This window comes from Agrobacterium tumefaciens (assembly GCF_031801495.1).
Classification (GTDB): Bacteria; Pseudomonadota; Alphaproteobacteria; order Rhizobiales; family Rhizobiaceae; genus Agrobacterium; species Agrobacterium tumefaciens_K.
In genome coordinates, this window is the sequence record NZ_JAOEGC010000002.1 from 2,256,280 (window position 1) to 2,278,671 (window position 22,392).

The 22,392-nt window shown below is 60.9% G+C and carries 25 protein-coding genes; 14 read left to right on the plus strand and 11 right to left on the minus strand.

Features of this window, described 5'->3' with window-relative positions:
* Positions 1–45 precede the first annotated feature (45 nt).
* The 5 genes from N7578_RS20415 to N7578_RS20435 all read right to left on the minus strand — a co-directional run bounded on the left by N7578_RS20415 (position 46) and on the right by N7578_RS20435 (position 4,309).
* Positions 46–660 carry an alpha/beta hydrolase gene (locus tag N7578_RS20415; protein ID WP_311112048.1) on the minus strand — a complete coding sequence of 205 codons (615 nt, stop codon included), beginning with the start codon at positions 658–660 and terminating at the stop codon, positions 46–48.
* A gap of 186 nt (positions 661–846) precedes the next feature.
* On the minus strand, positions 847–1,791 hold the full coding sequence (locus N7578_RS20420) for a VOC family protein (protein ID WP_311112049.1): 945 nt from the start codon (positions 1,789–1,791) through the stop codon (positions 847–849).
* A 245-nt stretch (positions 1,792–2,036) separates the two neighbouring features.
* The gene (locus N7578_RS20425; protein WP_311112050.1) at positions 2,037–3,113 is read right to left on the minus strand and encodes a DUF2218 domain-containing protein; all 1,077 of its coding nucleotides are present in this window, start codon (positions 3,111–3,113) and stop codon (positions 2,037–2,039) included.
* A gap of 70 nt (positions 3,114–3,183) precedes the next feature.
* A complete protein-coding gene (ung, locus tag N7578_RS20430) occupies positions 3,184–3,897 on the minus strand; it encodes a uracil-DNA glycosylase (protein WP_311112051.1) in 714 nt (237 codons plus the stop codon).
* Between the two features lie 16 nt (positions 3,898–3,913).
* Positions 3,914–4,309, minus strand: coding sequence for a VOC family protein (locus tag N7578_RS20435; RefSeq protein WP_311112052.1), 396 nt, complete (start codon positions 4,307–4,309; stop codon positions 3,914–3,916).
* A gap of 196 nt (positions 4,310–4,505) precedes the next feature.
* On the opposite strand from N7578_RS20435, the gene N7578_RS20440 reads away from it, so the two are divergent.
* A complete protein-coding gene (locus N7578_RS20440; RefSeq protein ID WP_311112053.1) occupies positions 4,506–4,868 on the plus strand; it encodes a YbaN family protein in 363 nt (120 codons plus the stop codon).
* Positions 4,869–4,895: 27 nt separating this feature from the next.
* On the opposite strand, the gene N7578_RS20445 is transcribed toward N7578_RS20440, so the two are convergent.
* Genes N7578_RS20445 through N7578_RS20455 form a run of 3 tightly spaced genes read right to left on the minus strand, consistent with a single transcriptional unit; the run spans position 4,896 to position 7,653 of the window.
* The gene (locus N7578_RS20445; protein ID WP_311112054.1) at positions 4,896–5,678 is read right to left on the minus strand and encodes a heme ABC transporter ATP-binding protein; all 783 of its coding nucleotides are present in this window, start codon (positions 5,676–5,678) and stop codon (positions 4,896–4,898) included.
* Complete coding sequence (locus N7578_RS20450; protein ID WP_311112055.1) at positions 5,678–6,763, minus strand: iron ABC transporter permease; 1,086 nt, start codon at positions 6,761–6,763, stop codon at positions 5,678–5,680. The genes N7578_RS20445 and N7578_RS20450 overlap by 1 nt, the downstream gene beginning before the upstream one ends.
* A complete protein-coding gene (locus N7578_RS20455; RefSeq protein WP_311112056.1) occupies positions 6,760–7,653 on the minus strand; it encodes a hemin ABC transporter substrate-binding protein in 894 nt (297 codons plus the stop codon). Before N7578_RS20455 ends, N7578_RS20450 begins: the two co-directional genes overlap by 4 nt.
* Positions 7,654–7,839: 186 nt before the next feature.
* Here N7578_RS20455 and N7578_RS20460 point away from each other — a divergent pair, with 186 nt between their 5' ends.
* From N7578_RS20460 to purU, 4 genes are all read left to right on the plus strand, one after another.
* On the plus strand, positions 7,840–8,187 hold the full coding sequence (locus tag N7578_RS20460) for an antibiotic biosynthesis monooxygenase (protein WP_311112057.1): 348 nt from the start codon (positions 7,840–7,842) through the stop codon (positions 8,185–8,187).
* A gap of 10 nt (positions 8,188–8,197) precedes the next feature.
* A complete protein-coding gene (gene hutX / locus N7578_RS20465; RefSeq protein WP_311112058.1) occupies positions 8,198–8,734 on the plus strand; it encodes a heme utilization cystosolic carrier protein HutX in 537 nt (178 codons plus the stop codon).
* Positions 8,735–8,974: 240 nt separating this feature from the next.
* Positions 8,975–9,751 (plus strand): YbaY family lipoprotein, encoded by a 777-nt coding sequence (locus N7578_RS20470; protein WP_311112059.1) that lies wholly within the window; start codon positions 8,975–8,977, stop codon positions 9,749–9,751.
* Positions 9,752–9,955: 204 nt separating this feature from the next.
* Complete coding sequence (purU, locus tag N7578_RS20475; RefSeq protein WP_311112060.1) at positions 9,956–10,840, plus strand: formyltetrahydrofolate deformylase; 885 nt, start codon at positions 9,956–9,958, stop codon at positions 10,838–10,840.
* A 329-nt stretch (positions 10,841–11,169) separates the two neighbouring features.
* On the opposite strand, the gene N7578_RS20480 is transcribed toward purU, so the two are convergent.
* The 3 genes from N7578_RS20480 to N7578_RS20490 are packed head-to-tail and all read right to left on the minus strand — an operon-like array spanning position 11,170 to position 13,421.
* A complete protein-coding gene (locus N7578_RS20480; RefSeq protein WP_311112061.1) occupies positions 11,170–11,352 on the minus strand; it encodes a hypothetical protein in 183 nt (60 codons plus the stop codon).
* A gap of 15 nt (positions 11,353–11,367) precedes the next feature.
* Positions 11,368–12,744 carry a sensor histidine kinase gene (locus tag N7578_RS20485; protein ID WP_311112062.1) on the minus strand — a complete coding sequence of 459 codons (1,377 nt, stop codon included), beginning with the start codon at positions 12,742–12,744 and terminating at the stop codon, positions 11,368–11,370.
* A complete protein-coding gene (locus tag N7578_RS20490; RefSeq protein WP_311112063.1) occupies positions 12,741–13,421 on the minus strand; it encodes a response regulator transcription factor in 681 nt (226 codons plus the stop codon). The genes N7578_RS20485 and N7578_RS20490 overlap by 4 nt, the downstream gene beginning before the upstream one ends.
* 71 nt (positions 13,422–13,492) lie before the next feature.
* Here N7578_RS20490 and N7578_RS20495 point away from each other — a divergent pair, with 71 nt between their 5' ends.
* From N7578_RS20495 to N7578_RS20535, 9 genes are all read left to right on the plus strand, one after another.
* Entirely contained in the window at positions 13,493–14,572 is a 1,080-nt protein-coding gene (locus N7578_RS20495; RefSeq protein WP_311112573.1) for an ABC transporter substrate-binding protein, read from the plus strand.
* Positions 14,573–14,902: 330 nt separating this feature from the next.
* Positions 14,903–15,847: a tripartite tricarboxylate transporter substrate binding protein gene (locus N7578_RS20500; RefSeq protein WP_311112064.1), complete on the plus strand. Its 945-nt coding sequence runs from the start codon at positions 14,903–14,905 to the stop codon at positions 15,845–15,847.
* Positions 15,844–16,338, plus strand: a complete 495-nt coding sequence (locus N7578_RS20505; RefSeq protein ID WP_311112065.1) for a tripartite tricarboxylate transporter TctB family protein — start codon at positions 15,844–15,846, stop codon at positions 16,336–16,338. Before N7578_RS20500 ends, N7578_RS20505 begins: the two co-directional genes overlap by 4 nt.
* A gap of 88 nt (positions 16,339–16,426) precedes the next feature.
* Complete coding sequence (locus N7578_RS20510; RefSeq protein WP_311112066.1) at positions 16,427–17,944, plus strand: tripartite tricarboxylate transporter permease; 1,518 nt, start codon at positions 16,427–16,429, stop codon at positions 17,942–17,944.
* A 130-nt stretch (positions 17,945–18,074) separates the two neighbouring features.
* Positions 18,075–18,332: a hypothetical protein gene (locus N7578_RS20515; RefSeq protein ID WP_311112067.1), complete on the plus strand. Its 258-nt coding sequence runs from the start codon at positions 18,075–18,077 to the stop codon at positions 18,330–18,332.
* A gap of 340 nt (positions 18,333–18,672) precedes the next feature.
* Positions 18,673–19,611 (plus strand): siderophore ABC transporter substrate-binding protein, encoded by a 939-nt coding sequence (locus tag N7578_RS20520; RefSeq protein WP_311112068.1) that lies wholly within the window; start codon positions 18,673–18,675, stop codon positions 19,609–19,611.
* Positions 19,612–19,685: 74 nt separating this feature from the next.
* Positions 19,686–20,645 carry an ABC transporter permease gene (locus tag N7578_RS20525; RefSeq protein ID WP_311112069.1) on the plus strand — a complete coding sequence of 320 codons (960 nt, stop codon included), beginning with the start codon at positions 19,686–19,688 and terminating at the stop codon, positions 20,643–20,645.
* Positions 20,638–21,606, plus strand: a complete 969-nt coding sequence (locus N7578_RS20530) for an iron chelate uptake ABC transporter family permease subunit (protein WP_311112070.1) — start codon at positions 20,638–20,640, stop codon at positions 21,604–21,606. The genes N7578_RS20525 and N7578_RS20530 overlap by 8 nt, the downstream gene beginning before the upstream one ends.
* Positions 21,603–22,361 carry an ABC transporter ATP-binding protein gene (locus tag N7578_RS20535; RefSeq protein WP_311112071.1) on the plus strand — a complete coding sequence of 253 codons (759 nt, stop codon included), beginning with the start codon at positions 21,603–21,605 and terminating at the stop codon, positions 22,359–22,361. The genes N7578_RS20530 and N7578_RS20535 overlap by 4 nt, the downstream gene beginning before the upstream one ends.
* Positions 22,362–22,392 lie beyond the last annotated feature (31 nt).

The following is a 22,392-nucleotide window of genomic DNA, read 5'->3' on the forward strand; positions in this document are numbered from 1 at the left end:
GCCGAATATGACCGTCAGGGCCAAAACCAGCGTCGGTTTTCGATTTTATGCCGCATAAGGCGCGAGGAAATCGCGGATCGCGTCAATCTCGTTCGAGCGGATTTCGTGTCCTCCCGGATGCCAGACGGTTTTGACCGAACCGCCCTGCGCTTCGAGCCAGGTTTCAAATGCCTGTGTGAGCGGCACGGGGCAGATCGGATCGCGCTCGCCCGCTGTCACCAGCACGCGCCGCGATGGTTTAGCCGCGGCCGGTTTCGGCTGGAACGGGATCAGAGGATGCATCAGCACCGCCGCGTCGAAGAGGTCCGGGTACTCGATCAGCACATTGGCGAGAATGTTCGCGCCATTTGAAAAACCAAGCCCGATGACCGGCCCGGCCTCGTAATGATCGCGGTTCGCTCTGACGAACTCGGCCATCTTGTCCGTTGCCCGCTTCAGGTCGGCCATATCGTAGACACCCTCGCCGGTCCGCCGGAAGAAACGCGCCGCGCCGTGTTCGGCAACGTCGCCCAGCGGCGAAACGATAGTGGCCTGCGGCAACAGCCGGCCGCCGAAATCGAAAAACTGGTTTTCATCGCCGCCGGTACCATGAAGCACGACGAACAGCGGCTGACCCGGCGCACCGGCACGGGCCTTGTGGAAATATGTGTCCTTGGTCATGGGGAGTTCCTTTCGTTCCCCGTCATGTTCGGTCCCCGGTTCATGTCCGAGGATGCCCCGACCATCCATGCCGATGGCGTATGGACCCTCGGGTCAAGCCCGAGGGTGACGGTCGTTGTATTGCACAGAAAGTCCGGTATGGCGGAGAGAGGCGAAGCACTGCCCCTCTCCGCTCGCCATCACGAATTACGCCGCCTTTTCGTCACCGAGCGGTTCGAGATGCTCTTCCAGCACGGAGCGCAGATGCGCGTGCTGGGTTGGCAGCTTCAGCGCTTCGCCCAGATGCGCGGTGTCTTCGTCGCGGTCGAAACCGGGTTCGTTGGTGGCGATCTCGAACAGGACGCCGCCCGGCGTGCGGAAGTAAATCGCCCAGAAGTAATCGCGGTCGATGACGGGCGTTACCTGATAACCGGTATCCATCAACGCTTTGCGCACTTCCAGCTGCTTTTCGCGGTTTTCGACCGCAAAGGCGATGTGGTGCACCGAACCTGCACCAAGCCGTGCACCTGAAATGTTCGGCATGGTTTCGATGTCGATGAAATCGGCACCGTTACCGCCGGGGATACCGAGACGCAGAACGCCGTCCTGACGGTCGACTTCCTGATAACCCATGAACTTCAGAAGTTCCGCCGTCGCACCTTCATCGCGAAGGCGAAGCGACGCTCCCTGAAAACCGCGGATCGCCTGATCCTCGCCGACACCGTTTCCGATCCATTGCGGGCGCGCATCGTCACGCACCTCGACCAGCGCAAAGCCGTCGCCATCGGGACCGGCGAAATGCAGGCGCTTGTTGCCGAACGCCTCATCGGCCTTCAGGCCATCGACGCCCGCCCTGGAAAGACGATCCTGCCAGTAACCGAGCGAGCCTTCCGGAACGGAAAACAGTGTGGTGCCGACCTCGCCGGTGCCGGGACGGCCACGGGCAATGTGCGGGAACGGAAAATAGGTCATGACGGAGCCGGGCGTGCCGACCTCATCGCCATAATAGAGATGGTAGACATCCGGTGCGTCGAAGTTGACGGTCTTCTTGACGCGACGCAGGCCGAGCGTATCGGTGAAGAAGCTGTTGTTCTGGCGCGCACTCGCAGCCATCGATGTGACGTGGTGCAGGCCCTTGATCTGGTCAATCATGATAAACCCCTTTTGGCTCACCGGGCTCCCGAAACGAAGCCCTTCCGTGTTTCATGAGCAGAAGATGGGGCAAGAAAGCTGGATCGCATAGAGAGAACAATCCGAACGGATCGTTCACAAAACGGCGACGCAGAAACGGGTGAAGCAAAGCTACACGAGGATTGGACGAAGCCTTGCATGCCAACACCGTCACGCCGGATTAGTCCGGGGCCAGAGCGATCAGCTCCGTCATGATGCTGAGGTGTTCAGTGGTCGTCGGCGCTGCCCATCGCCCAGTAGCCGACTGACCGTAGAGATGCCTTCGGAACCCCAACCTCGTCTATGAGGTACGATTTCGCAGCACGGGCCTCGTTTTTCTCGCAGGCGACGAAGACATGCAGGCCTCCATGGTCACGGCCGAAGGCATGGCCGCGTAGCGCCTGTTCGATAAGGCCGGACGTGCCTGCGGGCTTGCCGCGACGATAGAGCCATGTCCACTCGACATCGGCGGCACACACGACCTCCTGTCGTTCCGCCTCGTCGTCGATTTCCGCGTAAACGCTGAGCTTTTTGCCGGCCGGCATTTCCGCTGCCATGCGCAGCATCACCGGCAGGGCCGTCTCGTCACCGGCAAACACGTAAGCGTCTGCTTCCGGGCAAACGCCGCTCGCACCAATGATGCCGACGACATCGCCGGGCTTGGCTGTCGCGCCGAACCGGGCGCCAGGCATATGGTCGCCCTCATGCATGACGAAATCGATGTGGACCTCGTGGCGCGCGATATCGGCGGAGCGGATGGTGTAGATGCGACGCGTCAGTTCGTCCTCACCTTCCGGCCAGACGATTGCGCCGGTTGCGGCAAGATAGGGCCAGACCGGCGCACGCGCCTGATCGGGAACCAGCAGAAGCCGCACATGCATGCCGCTGGTAACAAGCTTTTCGATGCCGCTTCCGACGGAAATTACCAGGCGGCGCATATGGGGCGTCAGATTGTAGGCCCGCGCCACCTTGCCGACGAACAGGTTCGGCAATTCGCTCTGCTCCGCACCGTGACCGGTCCAGCGGAAATCAAGCCCCGTCTCGCCGGAGAACTCGACGATATGCTCGGCGACCATCGACTTCACCGACATCAGCACGTTTTCTGAAACACAGCTGACCCGCGCGGCAAAACGCCCGCCTTCGGCGCTGAAGCTGCCATGGCCGTAATCCGCCTTGAAACGAACCGTTGCACCTTCCCGGCTCATATCCATATGCTCGGAAAAATGCCCCTCGAAGGCATCAACGAGGGCAACGGGATCAACGAGGGCAACAGAGGTTTCGGCAGACAGAAGAGACAAGGCCATAAATCCTTCGGTTTGTAGTCCGGTTATCTTTAATGCCGGCAACCACAAAGCGCAAAGATATTATGACTGGTCAAAGAAGGTTTTTCGCACCTTCCGGCACATCCGGCAGCTGCCAGTCTATCGGTGAACGCCCGTGCGAGGCGAGAAACTCGTTGGCTCTGGAAAAATGCCGATTGCCGAAAAAGCCATTGTGGGCCGAAAGCGGCGAGGGATGCGGCGAGCGCAGCACCAGATGTTTGGACTGATCCACGAAGGACGCCTTTTTCTGGGCGTAGGAACCCCACAGAAGGAAAACGACATGCTCGCATTCGTCATTGACGGCCCGGATGACGGCATCGGTGAACTTTTCCCAGCCCTGCCCCTGATGCGAGGCGGCGCGCGCCTCCTCCACCGTCAGCACGCTATTGAGCAGCAGCACGCCCTGTTTCGCCCAGCTCTCCAGAAAGCCGTGACCAACCGGGCGAATACCGAGATCACTCTGTAGTTCCTTGTAGATATTGACGAGTGACGGCGGGATGCGAATGCCGGGCTTTACCGAAAAACAAAGCCCGTGCGCCTGACCCTGCCCGTGATAGGGATCTTGCCCCAGAATAACGACTTTGACCTCGCCAAGCGGCGTCAGGTCGAGCGCCCGGAAATATTCAGGCCCCTTGGGGAAGATGTGCTTGCCGGCATTTTTTTCGGCAAGCAGGAAATCTTTCAGCTTCTGCATGTAGGGGCTGGCGAACTCTGCGGAAAGAACGCGCTTCCAGCTGTCTTCCAGTTTCACGCCTGCCTCTGCCATGAAATCCACCTGCTGTTTACTTGAACCGGTTGCCGCGCTGCAGCACTTCGATCTTGTATCCATCCGGATCGCAGATGAAGAAATATTTCGCGAAAGCCGCACCCTTGTATTCGGCCTCGATGATCTTGCCCGGTGACAGGCCAAGTGCGAGGAAGCGAGCATGCTCGGCATCGACATCCGCAACGCTGACGGCGAGATGGCCGTAGCCGTCACCCAGCGCGTAGGGAACCTCGCGGCCGCGGTTGACGGTCAGCTCAAGCTCGAAATCACCTTCGGCATTGCTGAGATAGATGAGCGTGAAATTTTCGAACTCGGCCCGCTGTGCGATCTCCAGTCCGAAAGCCTGCTTGTAAAACTCCACCGAACGTTTCTCATCCAGCACCCGGACCATCGAGTGGATCAGCTTGGCCATGGCGTTTTCCTTCTTCTTCTCTGTCTTGTCGTGGCCCGGTTATGCTCCGGCCATCGCTGCAACGGGATAAAGACAGAGTGACAAGCTTTCAACCCTTAAAGGCATGCCGGCCGGACGCTTACCGTTAAATCCGTTCACGCAAACGCCACCGATTCCCACTATCATGAGTAGAGAACTCATGATACCGGCATAGGCCATGCGCCTTCTCTATCTCTGTCTCGGCTGGCTTATGCTCGCAACCGGCATCGTCGGTGCATTCCTTCCCATATTGCCGACGACACCCTTTCTGCTGCTGGCCGTATGGTTTTTCTCTCGCTCCTCACCCAAGCTGGAAGCGTGGCTGCTGAACCACCCGAAATTCGGGCCGCCGCTGCGGCAGTGGCGGGAAAAGGGCGCCATTGCCAGAAACGCAAAAATCGCAGCAATATCAGCGATTTCGGTCAGTTATGCGGCGTTCTGGTTTTTCAGCGACCCACCGCCCTTGCGCGCAATCCTGGTGGCCTCGATCATGCTGGCGTCCGGTCTTTTCATCGTGACCCGACCGGACCCCAACGCCTGACCCGCAGGCCTGGAGAGCGACAGCCGCTCAACGATGCCGCGATTGCGGCAGCACGTAGGGAATGTGCGCGGCGGGCAGACGCCCGACCACACCGCCAATGCCATAGACACGGGCGATCGTATCGTCACTGATCGTCTCGAAAGACGGCCCGCTGGCCGTGACCCGGCCCTGATGCATGACGATAAGTTGATCGGCAAATTCCGCAGCCAGATTGAGATCGTGCAGGATGGCGAGCACAAGCCCGCCGCCTGAGGCAAAATCACGTGCCGTTTCCAGCACGGCGATCTGGTGGCCGATGTCGAGACTGGCCGTCGGCTCGTCCAGAAACAGCGCCCGTACCTCACCGTTTTCGACCGGGTCTGGAACCTGCGCCAGTGCGCGGGCAAACTGCACGCGCTGCTGCTCGCCACCGGACAGAACGTTGTAGGAGCGCTGTTCGAAACCACGAAGCCCGGCCTTTGCAAGGGCTTGACGGGCCTGCTGCTCCGGCTTCAGCGCGCCTTGTGCCACCGCTCCCATGCGCACGATTTCCAGCGCGGTGAACGGAAAGGCAAGCTGCGTATTCTGCGGCAGAACCGCCCTTACCCGCGCAAGCTGTGCGGGCTTGTAAAGGGAAAGGTCGATATCATGATAGGTCGTAGCACCCTGATCGGGTTTCATTTCGCCCGAGAGAACCTTCATCAGCGTGGACTTGCCAGCACCGTTGGGGCCGATGATGACATTGACCTTGCCGGGTTTGAGATCAACGCTGACATCGTGCAGCAGGTGTCGCCCGAACCGCGTGACCGTGATGTTTTCAGCCCGGATCATCACGTGCCTCTCATGAAGCTTCCGCCGCGACCAAGCAGCAGGAACAGGAAGACGGGCGCGCCGATGAGCGCCGTCACGACGCCGATCGGCAGTTCCGCAGGGGCGGCAACGGTACGGGCAAAGCTGTCTGCCAGAAGCAGAAGCGCCGCACCGCCGAGCGCCGAGGCAGGCAGAAGAAAGCGATGTGACGGCCCGATGGCCAGCCGCAGAAGATGTGGCACGACGATACCGACGAAACCGATGGACCCGGCAGCGGCAACGCTCGCCCCGCAGGCCGCAGCGACGGCCAGAATGACAACGCGTTTCAGCTTCTGCACCGGAATACCCATGTGAAAGGCGGCAGCGTCACCGAGGATCAGCGCATCCAGCCCTCTGGCAACGAAGGGAATGATGCCCAGCACGACGATGATGAAAGGCAACGTTGCCAGCACCTTTGCCGGTGTCGAGCCGCTGAGCGAACCGAGCGACCAGAAGGTGATGTCGCGCAGCGCCCGGTCATCAGCCACGAAGATCATCAGCCCGGTCAAGGCACCGCTGATCGCCGCGACGGCAATACCGGCCAGAATGAGCGTGGTGGTCGAGGTCGCGCCGTCCTTGGTGGCGATGCGGTACAGCAGCCACGTATTCAGAAGCCCGCCGAAGAAGGCCATGAGCGGCAGGAAATGCGGACCGAAAAACACCGCGACCGTCGCCAGAACGCCTTCACCGAGCGAAATCGCGGCAACGGCGAACAGCGCCGCGCCGGATGTCACGCCGACAATGCCAGGATCGGCCAGCGGATTGCGGAACAGCCCCTGCATCATCGCACCCGACACGGCAAGGCCCGCGCCGATCAAGAGACCGAGCGCCGTGCGGGGCAACCGAACCGCCTCTAGGATGACTTTTTCGCGCAAATCCAGTTGTGCTGCCCCGCCCGTCAGATAGGTCCAGAGCTGGCTGATGCCGACGCCTGTTGGCCCGCTGACGAGCGACACGGCACAGGAAAACAGCAGAAGACAGACGAGCAGGCCAAGGACGACGACCGCCCGTCGCGATCTGTCGCCCGGAACATGCGTGTCAGTCGACCCCAAAGCGGCGACGCTCACGGTTTGACGACCTCCGGATAAAGCTTAGTTGCCAGCTCGCGACCGGCAGCCGGTGTACGCGGGCCAAAACCAATGAGATAGAGGCCGTCCATGCTGATGAGGGTCTTGCTGGCTGCGGCCGGTGTCGACTGGAAGGCAGGAAGCGAAAATATCTCCTCAGCCGTGCCCGCATGGTCGCCGCGCGACATCACCAGCACCACATCGGGGGCCGCGGAAATCACTGCCTCATCCGTCAGCGGCTTGTAGCCGGTGATGCTTTGCACCGCATTGACGCCGCCCGCCAGCTCGATGATCGCGCCTGCCTCGGTATCCTTGCCAGCCGCCATCACCCGGCCGTTGGAGGCGGAAAGAACGAAGAGCACGCGCTTCTTGTCCTTTTCCGGCACGGCGGAAACATCCTTGGCAAGCAGCCCGAGCGCGGCCTTCGTCTCGGCGGCAAGCGCCTTTGCCTTGTCCTGCAGGCCAACGGCGGCGCCGACATCCTCGATCTTCTTCGGAATGGCATCACCCGTCGGCGGCGTATCGATGGTAACGAAAGGCACTTCGCTCGCCTTCAGGATCGAGATCACATCTGTCGGACCGGACCCGTCTTCGGACAGGATGAGATCGGGCTGCTGCGACAGGATGCCTTCCGAAGACAGAGCACGCATGTAACCGACATCAGGTTTCGACGTGACGTCAGCCGGATAGGTGCTGGTGCTGTCACGCGCCACGATTCGATCCTGCGCGCCAAGCGCATAAAGGATTTCCGTAACCGTGCCGCCCACCGCGACGATGCGCCTGGCATCCGGATTTCCCTTGTCGGATGCGTGCGCGAAAGGCGTGGCAGCCGCGATTACGGCAGGCATCAGGGCGGCGAAGACGAGCGGGCGAAGGCGGAAGGTCAGCATGGCAATATCCCGAAACACGATATGGCGCAGCTTCCACCACGCCTTTAACTTGAGTTATTTGCACATGTTTAATGCGGGCGCAATCATTTAAGTGGAGTAAATTTGTTACCTTTGCAATCTGCCCCTTTTCAACGCGGGTGCCGCCCGATATCCTGACTGTAACAGGAAACTTAAAGGGAGACTTTCATGTATATCGCAATGAACCGGTTCCGTGTCGTCCCGGGCTACGAGGACACGTTTGAATCGATCTGGCGCGAGCGCAAATCGCATCTCGGCGAACTGCAGGGCTACATCGAATTTCACATGCTGAAAGGCCCGAAGTCTGACGACCACACGCTCTACGCATCGCACACCGTCTGGGCGACGAAGGAGGACTTCCTGAACTGGACGAAATCCGAGCAGTTCCGCGCCGCCCACGCCAAGGCTGGCGAGAACCGCGGCAAGGTGGAATACCTCTCCGGCCCGCACTTCGAGGGCTTCGACGTCATCATTCACGAAGACAAGAATGGCGAACGCCGTTTGAGCGCCGCGTGAGATGACAACGATGAGTGCTCTTGCCCAAACAGCCGACAGCGCAACGACCGAGGACCGCAAGTCCCGCGCCGCAGCCGCGCTTGCCGAAAAGCCCGATGGCATCGTGGAAGCGATTGCCGCCAAGGCCGAGGTGACGCCTGCGGAAATTCTGGCGATCCTGCCGGAAGGTGCCGCCGTTTCCGCCACCGCCGAGAAATTCAACGACATCTGGGACGAAATCCGCGGCTGGGGCGAAGTCCTGATGATCGTACAGACGCAGGACGTGGTTCTTGAAGTACCCGGACACCTGCCGGAAGGTACCGAAGGCCACGGCTGGTTCAACATCCACGGCGACAGCCCCATCGGCGGACACATCAAGAAGGACGCCTGTGCGACGATCACCTTCGTCGATCGCGGTTTCCATGGACGCCGATCATGTTCCGTCTGGTTCATGAATGCCGAAGGCAAGGTCATGTTCAAGATTTTCGTCCGCCGCGACGAAAACAAGGAACTGCTGGCCGGTCAGCTTGCGAAATTCGAGGCGATCCGCGACAGCTTCCGTGGTTGATTGGTGATAGCACTCCTCCACCCTCGGCGTCATCCTCGCCCTTAGGCGAGGATCCAGGTGCGTTTGGAGAGATGGGTTGTCCGGGCGGCCCGAGGATGGCAGAGGACAGATCCCGATCTTTTTTAGAGTCGAACCGCCGGAAACAACCGGCGGTTTTCTCTTGCCGGTTCATCGCCCGTTCAGTGCCGTTTTTTATCATCCGGTGAGATTCGTGTCCCATCGATCGAACGGAGCAGACAGATGACCGACCGCGCACCCCTTCTCTCCCGCCGCAGTTTCACGGCACTCGCCGCGCTTGCGCCGCTGTTTGCCGCAGGCGGTGTTGCCGCTGCTCCATCCAGCCTGCGTGGTACGGTTTTCTATAGGGAACGCATCGCCCTGCCGCCGGGCGCGACGGTGACCGTCCGTCTGCTCGACGTTTCGCTGGCGGACGCGCCATCCCGCACCATTGCCGAAACGACGATCCGCCCGCGCGGACAAGTTCCCGTGCCCTTCGTGCTGCGTTACGACGACCGCGATATCCGCCCGCGCCGTTCCTATGCGCTGAGTGCCGAGATCCGTGATCGCGACCGGGTGCTGTTTACCACCACCACCCGCTATTCCGTGCTGACCGGCGGGCGCGACAACACCGATCTCCTGCTGCAACGCGTGGCAGGCGGGCCGGACCGGCCGGAACCGGAGGCCGGTATCCAGGGACGCTGGCTGGTCGAGGATATAAAGGGCGAACGGGTTCGCGGCAGCAAGCAGGCGACGCTCGAAATCTCCCGCGATGGCCGCGTCTCCGGCAACGCCGGTTGCAACGGCATCGGCGGCGAGGCAAGGATCAACGGCAACCGCATCGATTTCGGCCGGATGATCTCCACACAGATGGCCTGCGCACCCGATATCATGCGCCAGGAACGGCAATTCATCGATGCGCTGGAAGCAACCCGCTCATTCCGTCTGGAGGCCCGGCGCGGCACGCTCGAACTCATCGACGGCCGTGGCCGCCGCACCATGCGCCTGCGCCGCGCCTGACGGCAGGATACGCCCCTGCCACCGTGCTGGTCATGAGACATCGCATGTCGTTTCCGGCACGGTGCGCCTTGCATTCGCACCTTATGAATTTGCTCAGCGGCACCGCTGCGAAAGAGCGTTTCCCTTTGAACGGGAAACATTCTATGGAACGCGCCGAACCCTTCCGTCCCTTGCGGACAGCGAAGCCTTTGAGGAAAGAAGCGAATGACGACCTATGTTCTGACCGTAGCCTGCAAATCGACCCGCGGCATCGTGGCCGCGATTTCTGGTTATCTGGCGGACAAGGGTTGCAATATTGTCGACAGTTCGCAGTTCGACGATCTTCAGACCGGCAAGTTCTTCATGCGCGTTTCCTTCATTTCCGAAGCGGGAGCGACCCTGGAGGAAATTACCGATGGTTTCGCCCCGGTTGCGGAAAAATTCGAGATGGATGCTCGCATTTACAGCGATGGCCAGCGCATGAAGACACTGCTGATGGTATCGCGTTTCGGCCATTGCCTCAACGACCTGCTCTACCGCTGGAAGATCGGCGCCCTGCCGATCGATATCGTAGGCGTCGTCTCGAACCACTTCGATTACCAGAAGGTCGTCGTCAATCACGACATTCCCTTCCACCACATCAAGGTTACGAAGGAAAACAAGCCTCGGGCCGAAGCACAGCTGATGGAGCTGATTGAAACCAGCGGAACGGAACTCGTCGTGCTGGCGCGTTACATGCAGGTATTGTCCGATGACATGTGCCGCAAGATGTCCGGCCAGATCATCAACATCCACCATTCCTTCCTGCCGTCCTTCAAGGGTGCGAACCCTTACAAGCAAGCCTATGAACGCGGCGTGAAGCTTATCGGCGCAACGGCGCACTACGTCACCGCCGACCTCGACGAAGGCCCGATCATCGAGCAGGACACCGTGCGCATCACCCACGCGCAATCGGCGGAAGACTACGTGTCGCTCGGCCGCGATGTGGAAAGCCAGGTGCTGGCACGCGCCATCCACGCTCACATTCACCACCGCACCTTCATCAACGGCAACCGCACCGTGGTCTTCCCGCCAAGCCCCGGCTCCTATGCCTCCGAGCGGATGGGGTGAGACGTACCTTCCCGCTAAAGGAAAACCTCAAACTTTATTTCTGATGACCAGCAACCGAGCGCCTCTCGCCCCCGTTTCTGCTTGGTCGTTAAAACGAAGAGGTTATCCTCATGAAAAAACTGGTTATTGCTGGAGCCGCGCTCCTTATCGCGGCAACGTCCACTTTTGCCCAACAACCCCCACCGCCGCCTCCGCCCGGTCCTGCCGATGCGGCTCCGAGGGCGGATGCGCCGCCACCTCCTCCACCGCCGCCCGGTCCGGGTGGTCCGAGAGAGGCAGGCTGGAGAGAGGGCGGTCCGCACGGCAAGAGAATGCCACCGCCGCCGCCCTCAAAGGCTGCCCATTTCCGCCTCGAGGACGGTGAGCGGAAGATCGACGTCAAATGCGCCGACGATGAACCGATGAAGGCTTGCGCCGATATTGTCATTCAGCTCATCGACAAGCTGAACGAATAGCGGGAATTTCGATGCTTCGGCGCGATCGTCGCAAGAGACTGTCGCGCCGTTTGGCATGATCGGCAGTCGTGCCTAGCCGAATTGCACGCGTACCTTCAGGCCGCGCCCGCCTGCGCCGTCGCACAGCTCCAGCCGCCCTTGGAACAGCCCCGCAATCTCCTCCACGATGGCGAGGCCAAGACCGGCACCCGGCGCGACATTGCCGTCGCCCCGCGCAAAGCGCTGGCGCACCACGGCACGTTTTTCGGGCGGAATGCCGGGGCCGTTATCCTCGACTTCGAGCCAGACGGTATCCGCCGACTGGCCCACGCGGACGGTTACTTCCGCGCCGCGCCCTGCATAATTGATGGCATTGGTGATCAGGTTGCCCATAAGCTCGCCGAGCAGCAGCGGCTCGGCGGCGATCATGGCGGCTCCCTCGCCTTCGAAGCCAAGATCGATGCCCGCTTCGGCGGCACGCGGCACGAAATCCGCCGTCACCTCCTGCGCCAAAGCCACAAGATCGATGTTCGCAAACTGCTGCTTCTCGCCCGAACCAGCGGCATCGATATTGGCCATACGCAGAAGCTGCGCCAGAATATGCTCGGCATGGGCGACCGAGGCATCGCCCTTGCGGGCCGCAGCCTGCGCCTCGTCCAGACTGCCCGCGCGTGCCGAAAGCGCAAGCTGGGTGCGGATGATGGCAAGCGGCGTGCGAAGCTGATGGCTGGCATTTCCGGTGAAGTGCCTGAGCGCATCCAGCGCCGATTGCAGCCGCACCATGAAGGAATTGACGGTTTCGACAAGGCTTTCCACCTCAACCGGCACGGACTGTTCGATAGGATGCAGGTCGTTGGGACTGCGCTCTGCAATCGCCTCGCCGAGCCGGTAGAGCGGGCGAAGCGAAATCGTCACCGCAACCCAGACGATGGCCGCCGCACCGACGATCATCAAAAAAAGGCGCAGCGCCGAGCGCAGGATGATGGCGTTGGCAAGCTGGCTGCGGGCAATCGTCGTTTCGGCAACCGTCACGGAAAACGGCACGGAATTGATGCCGGTCGACGCGAACCGCTGGATAGCGGCGATCCGGATACGCTCGTTGCGGAAAACCGCATCCATGTAGACAGGTGTATCGCCGGTGAGCTTTTCGACCAGGGGCAACGCCTGATAGCCGGTCAGGAACTGACCGTTGGGACCGTCGACACGGTAGAAAACCCGGTCCTGCGCGGCGGACGTCAGCATTTCCAGAGCCACATAGGGAATGTCGACTTCCAGCGAGCCGTCTTCGGCCACCACCACGCGCTCGGCGATCGCCAACGCCGACCCGGACAGCACCCGGTCCGAGACGACGTTGGCGGTGTTGACCGCCTCGCGCCAGGTATCGGCAAGCGCGATACAGCCTATGATGGCCGTGGAAATGAGAAGCCAGCCGAGAAGCCGTCGCCGGAGCGAATAGGCGGCCTGCTTCATTCAGCCATCTCCGGCAGCTTGTCGAGATAATAGCCGATGCCGCGCGCCGTCTTCACCGTCAGGCCGTGTGGCCCGAGCCTTTTGCGCAGGCGGCTGACATATTGTTCGATGGCGTTGCCGGAAAGCTCGTCATCGAAGCCGGTGAGCGACTGCACGATCGCCTCCTTGGCAACCACCTTGCCGGCGCGGAGAAACAGCACTTCCAGGAGCGCCACCTCACGGGCCGGAATATCGAGCGGACGCCCCTCGGCCGAAAAGGTGCGCGAGATCAGGTCGAAAGACACCCTGCCAAAGCTGACAGACGAGGAGCGCAAACCCGCATTGCGGCGCAGCAGCACACGCACCCGCGCCTCGAACTCGGCAATATCGAAGGGTTTTATCATGTAGTCGTCGGCGCCAAGGTCCAGACCCTTGACCTTTTCCTCCGGTGTGCCGCGCGCGGTGAGTATCAGCACCGCCGCCTTGTCCTGTCGCGCCCTCATGGCGCGCAGAACCTCGATGCCATCCATTTCGGGAAGATTGAGATCGAGAATGACGAGATCGAAACTTTCCACCGCAATCGCCGCATCGGCGGACGCACCGTCGGACACCACATCCACGGCATAACCGCTGCCACGCAGAAGCGCGGACAGCCCTTCCGACAGAACCTGATTGTCCTCGACCAGCAATATGCGCAAATCTTATCCCTCGCAGCGTCGCCTGAACTTAACCAACCGCCCGGCGCTTGTGAATGGCAAGCGCGTGCGGCATGATCTTTTCCATGCGTATCGTTCTTCCCTTATGTCTCTGTCTTGGCCTCAACCTGCCCGCGATGGCGGAACCCGTTCTTTTCCCCGCACTTTCCGCCAATGCGGAGACACAGACACTGGTGGTCTATTCCTCGCTGGACGAACCGCTTGCAACACCGATGATCAAGGGATTTCAGGAGGCCAACCCGAACATTGCCGTGTCCTACGAGGACATGCTGACGGGAGAGATTTACGACCGGATCGTCAAGGAAACCGATGCGGGTGAAAAGACCGCAGACTTCGCCTTTTCATCCGCCATGGATCTTCAGGTGAAACTGAGCAATGACGGCTATGCGCAGCGTTCCGACCTGCCGATGAGTTCGCGCTGGCCCGCCTGGGCAAACTGGCGCAACACGGCCTATGCGCTGACCTTCGAGCCTGCCGTTTTCGTCTACCACAAACCGAGCTTCAGGCATGAGAAACCACCAGCCACGCGCGCCGAATTCGTCGATTATCTGGAACGCCACGCCAAAGAAGTTCATGGTCGTATCGCCACTTACGACATCGAACGCTCCGGCGTCGGTTTCCTGTTCATGTCACGCGATCAGGAACAGTTCGGCGATATCTGGAGCGTCATCAAGCGCATGGGTGCTGCCGGCGTGAAGGTCTATTCCACCTCGTCGGCCATTCTGGAGCGCGTGTCCGATGGCCGTTTCGTGCTGGCCTACAACATCCTCGGCTCCTACGCCGCCGACTGGGCATCACGCCATCCGGACGTCGGCATCGTTCTGCCGAAGGACTATACCGTGGTCATGTCGCGCATCGGACTTGTACCGGAAGCAGCCGCCAACCCCGAGCTTGGCCGCCGGTATCTGGAATTCTTCATGTCGAAGGAAGGCCAGACGATCATGGCAAGGCAGTTGCAGATCCCGGCGGTCAGCCCGGAAGTGGCGGGCGAAAACACCGCCAACACCATGCAGGCCATTCACGGCGCGCAATTGCGTCCGGTTCCCGTCAGCCCCGGCCTGATGGTCTATCTCGATCAGGTCAAGCGCAGCCGCCTGATCGAACGCTGGAACGAGGCTCTGCGCTCGCAGTAGTCTCGGCGGCGGCGCTCCTCATTCCTGTGCGCATCGAAGGAATGAAGAGATTGAAAGCGCTGCCAAGCACGCTCCAGTGGACGCCCGGCGGAAATTAATAGAGAGTAAACAACCATGGAATTGCGTTGCGTCAGTTAGATGACAGCTTTCTATGGTGCTCTGCAATTCTTCTTCATTCCGTGGAGGCGGAAGAAGATGTGGGAGGAACTCTCGAAGACCGCAAAGTCCAGCGCCGCTCCGGCCGCGTCAGGATCCCTGCGCTCTCGACACCCTCTTCCCGCATAAAACATAACGACGCCCGCAACGACGGGCATCCTGAGGAGGGTTAAAGTGAAACATTTTCTTATCAGCACATTCCTGGCAGGCGCGATCGCTCTTCCTGCGGCAGCCGCAGACTACATGATCATCGCCCCGGCCAATCCCGGCGGCGGCTGGGACCAGACGGCGCGGTCGTTGCAGACCGTTCTGCAGGAAGAAGGCATTTCCAAGAGCGTGCAGGTGCAGAACGTACCGGGCGCTGGCGGCACAATCGGCCTGGCGCAGTTCGCCAGCCAGCAGAAGGGCAATCCGAACGCCCTGATCGTCGGCGGCTACGTGATGGTCGGCGCGATCCTGACCAACAAGTCCCCGGTCACGCTGAATGAAGTCACCCCGGTTGCCCGCCTGACCGGCGAATATGAAGCCATCGTCGTTCCGGCCTCGTCCGAGATCAAGACCATCAAGGATCTGGTCGAAAAGCTGAAGGCCGATCCGGGAAGCGTCTCCTGGGGCGGCGGCTCCGCTGGCGGCACCGACCACATCACCGCTGGCCTGATTGCCAAGGCGGCAGGCGTCGATCCGACCAAGATCAATTACATCGCCTATTCCGGCGGCGGCGAAGCGCTGGCATCCATCCTCGGTTCGCAGGTGACGGCTGGCATTTCCAGCTACGGCGAATTCGAAAGCCAGGTAAAGGCCGGTACGCTGCGCCTGCTGGCCGTTTCCAGCGAAGAGAAGCTGGAAGGCATCGACGCCCCGACGCTGAAGGAAAGCGGTCTTGATGTCGTCGTGCAGAACTGGCGCATGGTTGCAGCTGCTCCCGGCCTGACGCCGGAACAGGAAAAGGCCGTCAACGCCGACATCGAGAAGCTGGCGAAGTCCGCCAAGTGGCAGGAAACCCTGAAGACCAAGGGCTGGATGGACACCTATCTCGCCGGTGACGACTTCAAGGCGCAGCTTGCCAAGGACACCACTTCCACCGAAGCAATCCTCAAAGACATCGGACTGGTAAAATGAGCCAGGGTTCCAACCCTTCCAGCCATCAAAAACGCCGCCCTGACTGGGCGGCGTTCGTGATCGCCATCGCCCTCGTCGCCATCGCCTGCGTGATCTTCTGGGATAGCGCACGCCTTGCCAGCGTGACCGGATATTCGCCGGTCGGCCCTGCCACCGTGCCTTATGCCATCGGTATCTGTCTTATCGGCCTTGCGATCTGGACGGCCGTCGAGGCCTGGCGCAACGATTTCCCGACCCGCGACAAGCAGGACGTCGGCCCCGTCGTCTGGGTCGTCGCCGGACTTGCAGCCCAGATGCTGCTGCTCAACACGGCAGGATTTTCGATCGCTACCGGCCTGCTCTTTGCCTTTACGGCGCGTGCCTTCGGCAAGCGCAAGCTCTGGTATTCGATCCCGATCGGAATTGCCCTGAGCTTCGTCGTCTGGTTCGTCTTCGCGCGGCTCCTCCAGCTTTCGCTGCCAGCCGGACCGCTGGAACGGCTGTTCGTCTGACGGCCATTCCAACCAAGTTTCGAGATCAAAGGGAACCGAGGCGCGGCACAAGCGCCAGCCGTTCCACCCGACAGGGGGACATCTGTCCATGAGTACGTTTGAATTCCTGCTGCACGGTCTTGAGGTTGCCGCCCAACCCATGAACCTGCTCTACGCGCTGATCGGCGTGACGCTCGGCACCGCCGTCGGCGTTCTGCCCGGCATCGGCCCGGCGCTGACCGTTGCACTGCTTCTGCCCGTCACCTACCGGCTCGACCCCGCCGGTTCACTCATCATGTTCGCCGGTATCTATTACGGCGGCATGTATGGCGGATCGACCACCTCGATCCTGCTCAACACGCCCGGCGAAAGCGCCTCAATCGTTACCGCGCTCGAAGGCAACAAGATGGCGCGGGCGGGACGCGGCGGACCAGCCCTTGCCACCGCGGCGATAGGCTCCTTCGTCGCCGGTCTGATCGCCACCGTCGCGCTGGCCTTCATCGCCCCCTATATCGTCAAGCTGGCGCTGGTCTTCGGTCCGCGCGAATATTTCGCGCTGATGGTTCTGGCCTTCGTCACCGTGTCCTCCGCCTTCGGAGATTCGGCGCTGCGCGGCCTGACCTCGCTGTTCATCGGCTTCACGCTCGCCATCATCGGCATCGACCAGCTGACCGGCCAGACCCGCATGAGCTTCGGCGTTCCCGATCTGCTCGACGGTGTGGAAGTCACGACGCTGGCCGTCGCCATGTTCGCCATCGGAGAAACGCTGTTCATCGTTGCACAGGGTCAGGGCGGCCCCGACAAGGTGGAAGCCGTGAAAGGCTCCGTCTGGATGAGCGCGCAGGACTGGGCGCGCTCCTGGAAAGCCTGGCTGCGCGGCACGCTGATCGGTTTCCCCATCGGTGCGATGCCCGCAGGCGGCGCCGAAATCGGCACCTTCCTCTCCTACGCGACCGAAAAGAAGCTGACCAAATATCCGGAAGAATTCGGCAAGGGCGCCATCGAGGGCGTTGCCGGTCCGGAAGCGGCCAACAACGCCTCGGCCGCCGGTACGCTGGTGCCGCTGCTGACGCTCGGCCTACCGACCACGGCGACCGCCGCGATCATGCTCGCAGGCTTCCAGCAATATGGCCTGCAACCCGGCCCGCTGCTGTTTGCCACCAATCCGCAGCTCGTCTGGGGTCTGATCGCCAGCCTGTTCATCGCCAACCTGATGCTGCTGGTGCTGAACCTGCCGCTCATCGGCCTGTGGGTGAAGCTGCTGACCATTCCCAAGCCCTGGCTTTACGCGGGCATCCTGCTGTTTGCCACGCTCGGCACCATCGGCGCCAACCCATCGGTATTCGAACTCGGCATGCTGCTGGCCTTCGGTATCCTCGGCTACATCATGCGCATTTTCGGTTATCCGATCGCGCCTGCCGTCGTCGGCCTGATCCTCGGACCGCTGGCCGAACAGCAGCTTCGCCGCGCGCTCGCCATCGGTCAGGGCGACCCGACGGTGCTGCTTACCTCCCCGATCGCCGTGGGCCTGTTCATTGTCGCAGCCGCAGCTTTCATCATTCCGCTCATCATGCGCATTCGCGGCCGCGGTGAAGTCCTGACCCAGCTCGCGGCCAGCGAGGACTGATAGAAAACTCCCAGGTAACTGCCTCGCATCCTTCCGGATGCGAGGCTTTTTTGTTGATGCGCGGCACGAATTTATCAGCGCGAAAACCTTTCAGGCAATGTAAACTCCGGATCAGGCGAAGGAGGATGACATGCGCACGATAGCCATGCTGACGATGCTTGCGATTGCCGGCTGCACCACCGCGGCACCGGTCGAACCCATTCCCGGAAGCATAACCTATGGCGGGCAACCCCGCACCAAGCTGACGAAATCACCCATCGGCAGCACCTTAAAGCACGAGTTCGTCATGGGCGACGGACGCCTTGCAGTGGAAATATATCGCCTCCAGCCGGACCGTTCCCTGCTTCTGGAAAACCGCGAGATCATCGGCGACTGGCCTCCGCAGTGAGCGGAAGTGACAAGCTGGTGCGAGAAGGCAGATCGTATAGTAGCCGCTACACGGACGATGCAGGAAATCGCCCGCTGATTTTTCTTCACACGCGACGTCATCCTCGCCCTTGAGGCGAGAATCCACAGCAGCAGGAGGAATGGATCCTCGGATCAATCCCGAGGATGACATCCGCGACGGTTCGAACTTCTGGCACCCCTTTTCCGCTCACAGCAATTCAGAATCATTCTAAAAGATTTTTTTGATTTCCCGGCCCTGTGGCAATAAAGCTGATTTTTGAAATCAGGTTAACATCGGCGCGGTCCATCCGTGCGGTGCTATGTTTGCAAGGGAAACTGCCGTGACCATCAATTTTGCCTTCCCCGTTCGGCTGCTGGCAGCCGCCGCCTTCAGCATCGGTACGCTGACCGCACAGGCATATGCCGAAGACATCACCATCAAGCACGCACAGGGCGAGACGGTTCTGAAAGCGGCACCGAAGAAGGTTCTGGTTCTGGATGTTCCCTCGCTCGATACGCTGGATGCGCTCGGGTACGAACCGGCTGGCGTGCTGAGCTCCAACCTGCCGAGCTACCTGAAAAAATACGCTGACGACAAATATCTCAAGGTCGGCACGCTGTTTGAGCCCGACTATGAGGCGATCAATGCGGCGGAAGCCGATCTGGTGATCGTTGGCGGCCGTTCGCGCGCCAAATATCCTGATGTTTCGAAAATCACCCCTGCCATCGACATGTCGGTGGATTCCAAGGATTTCATCAACAGCGTGAAGGCGAACGTCACCAAACTCGGCGACATCTTCGGCAAGCAGGAAGAGGCCAAGAAGCTCGACGCCTCAATCGACGAGAAGGCCGCTCGCCTGAAGGCGCTGGCACCGGAAGCCGGTACGGCGATGATCCTCGTCACCAATGCCGGCAAGATCGGCGCCTACGGCCCCAACTCGCGTGTTGGCTGGCTGCACCGCGAAATCGGTTTCAGGACGGTTGAAGAAAACATCGACGACCGTTTCCACGGCGGCGATGTCGTGTCCTTCGAATACCTCCTGGAAAAGAACCCGGACTGGCTGTTCGTGATCGACCGTGACGCGGGCGTCGGCCAGAGCAAGGACGGCAATGCCGCCAAGCAGGTTCTCGACAACGAACTGGTACACCAGACGAAAGCCTGGAAGAACGGTCACATCGTCTATCTCGACCCGCAGGCAGCCTACATCGTTTCCAGCGGCTACACCGCGTTGACGACGCTGATGGATCAGGTCTACACGGCGGTTTCTGCCAAGAAGTAAACTGAACGAAACATTCAGACCACAGGCTCCAGCCGGCTTTCCGGCTGGAGCCGCCCGTTTATCAGGGACATGCTTTGAAATATCTGGCGCTCGCCCTTCTCGCCGCATTCGGCCTTGCCGTCACCAGCCTCTTCGTCGGCGTGAGCAACATGTCGATCACGGCGCTGACGTCATCGGAAACGGAAGCCCGCGCCACGCTGGTGCTGCTGGCGAGCCGCATTCCGCGCACGCTCGCGCTGATCCTCGCCGGAAGCTCCATGGCGATTGCTGGGCTGATCATGCAGATGCTGGTGCGCAACCGCTTCGTGGAACCGACGACGGCAGGTACCACGGAATCGGCAAGCCTCGGCCTGCTGGTCGTGACCATGCTGGCGCCCGGCACGCCGGTCTTCGGCAAGATGCTGGTGGCCGCCGCCTTCGCGCTGGCAGGAACCGCGCTTTTCCTGCGGATACTGAGACAGGTTCCGCTGCGCGACGTGCTGCTGGTACCATTGATCGGCATCATGCTGGGCGGCGTCATCTCCGCCATCGCCACCTTCTTCGCTTACCGCTTCGACCTGCTGCAATCGCTGGGCGCGTGGATGACCGGCGACTTCTCCGGCGTGCTGCGCGGCCGCTACGAACTGTTGTGGATCGGCTTCCTCTTCGCCATCGCCGCCTATCTTGCCGCCGACCGTTTCACGGTTGCGGGCATGGGGCGCGACTTCACCACCAATCTCGGCCTGAACTATCGCCGTGTCATGGCGCTGGGACTGACCATCGTATCCCTCGTCAGCGCCGTCGTGGTGGTAACCGTGGGCATGATCCCGTTCCTCGGGCTGATCGTGCCCAATGTCGTCAGCCTGATGATCGGCGACAACATGCGCCGGTCCGTTCCATGGGTCGCGACGCTTGGTGCGATCTTCGTGCTGGCCTGCGACATCATCGGCAGAACGGTGCGCGCCCCTTATGAGATCCCCATCGGCACGGTGGTCGGCGTCATCGGCAGCGGCCTGTTCCTCTACCTCCTGCTTCGGAAGCGCCGCCATGCGTGAGAGAAACCCCGACACACGGCCGAAGCTCGTGCTGATCGTGCTTCTGGTGCTGGCCCTCGTTTCGGCAGTCGCCTTCATGACGCTCGGCGCAAAGGGAAGCTGGGCTTTCGTGCTGAAATTCCGCGGCATCAAGCTTTTGTCGCTGGTGCTGGTCGCCTACGCGATCGCCGTTTCCACCGTGCTGTTCCAGACGGTGACGAACAATCGCATCCTCACGCCATCCGTCATGGGTTTCGATTCGCTCTATGTGCTGGTCCAGACGGCGCTGATCTTCGTTTTCGGCTCCGCCACGGTCGTTATGATCGACCCGCAACTGAAGTTTGTCGGTGAAACCATCCTGCTTGTGACCTTCTCGGCCCTGCTCTACCGTTGGCTGTTCGTGGGCGCCGAACGCAGCCTGCACCTGCTGGTGCTGGTCGGTATCGTCTTCGGCGTGTTTTTCAGAAGCCTTTCTGGCTTCATGCAACGGGTACTCGATCCCAACGAATTCGCGGTGTTGCAGGATACGCTCTTTGCCAGCTTCAACTCCATCGACTCGACGCTGCTCGCCGTTTCTGCCGCCATCGTCGGCGGCGTGACGGTGGTCGGCCTCAGGCTTATGCACACGTTCGATGTGCTGTCGCTCGGCCGCGCAACGGCCATCAGCCTCGGCGTGGATTACAAACGAACCGTCACGATCATTCTGGTACTGGTATCCGTGCTGGTCGCCGTGTCGACGGCGCTTGTCGGTCCGGTGATGTTCTTCGGCCTTCTGGTCACGGCGCTGACGCACTATCTGACCGGCAACGGCAAACACGCCTATACACTGCCAGCCGCGATCCTCATCGCCATCATCTGCCTTGTCGGCGGACAGGTCGTGCTGGAACGGCTGTTTTCCTTCGATACGGCGCTGTCCATCATCATCGAATTTGTCGGCGGTATCGTCTTCATCGGACTTATTCTCAAGCGGGGTGCGCGATGATCATCGCAAATGCGGTCAGCAAAGCCTATGGCGACACGCTCGTCATCAACGACGTCTCCCTTTCCATTCCGGCGGGCGGCGTGACCTCCATCATCGGCCCGAACGGCGCCGGCAAATCCACGCTGCTCTCCATAGTCGCCAGACTGATGTCGATGGACAAGGGAACCGTGACCGTGGACGGGCTGGACGTGACGACAACCGCCTCCGACACGCTGGCCCGCCGCCTCTCCATCCTGCGGCAGGACAACCACATCTCATCACGGCTGACGGTTCGCGATCTCGTCGGTTTCGGACGGTATCCCTACTCGAAGGGCCGTCCGACGATGGAGGACAAGACCCACATCGACCGGGCGCTCGAATATCTGCATCTGGAGACGCTCGCTGACCGTTTTCTCGACGAGCTTTCCGGCGGACAGCGACAGCGCGCCTTCGTCGCCATGGTCCTGTGTCAGGATACGGATTACGTTCTGCTGGATGAGCCGCTCAACAATCTCGACATGAAGCACGCCTCCAGCATGATGAAGATCATGCGCCAGGCGGCGGACGACCTGAAGAAGACCGTCGTGCTGGTGCTGCACGACATCAATTTCGCCTCCTGGTATTCGGACAACATCATCGCCATGCGCGATGGCCGCATCTGCCGCCACGGAAGCATCGACGACATCATCCGCCCGGACGTCCTGCGCGAAATCTACGACATGGACATCGGCGTGAAGGAACTGGACGGCCGGCGCATCTGCCTGTTTTACGCCTGATGTTTCATGTCTGACTGGAACAGGTCAGCTT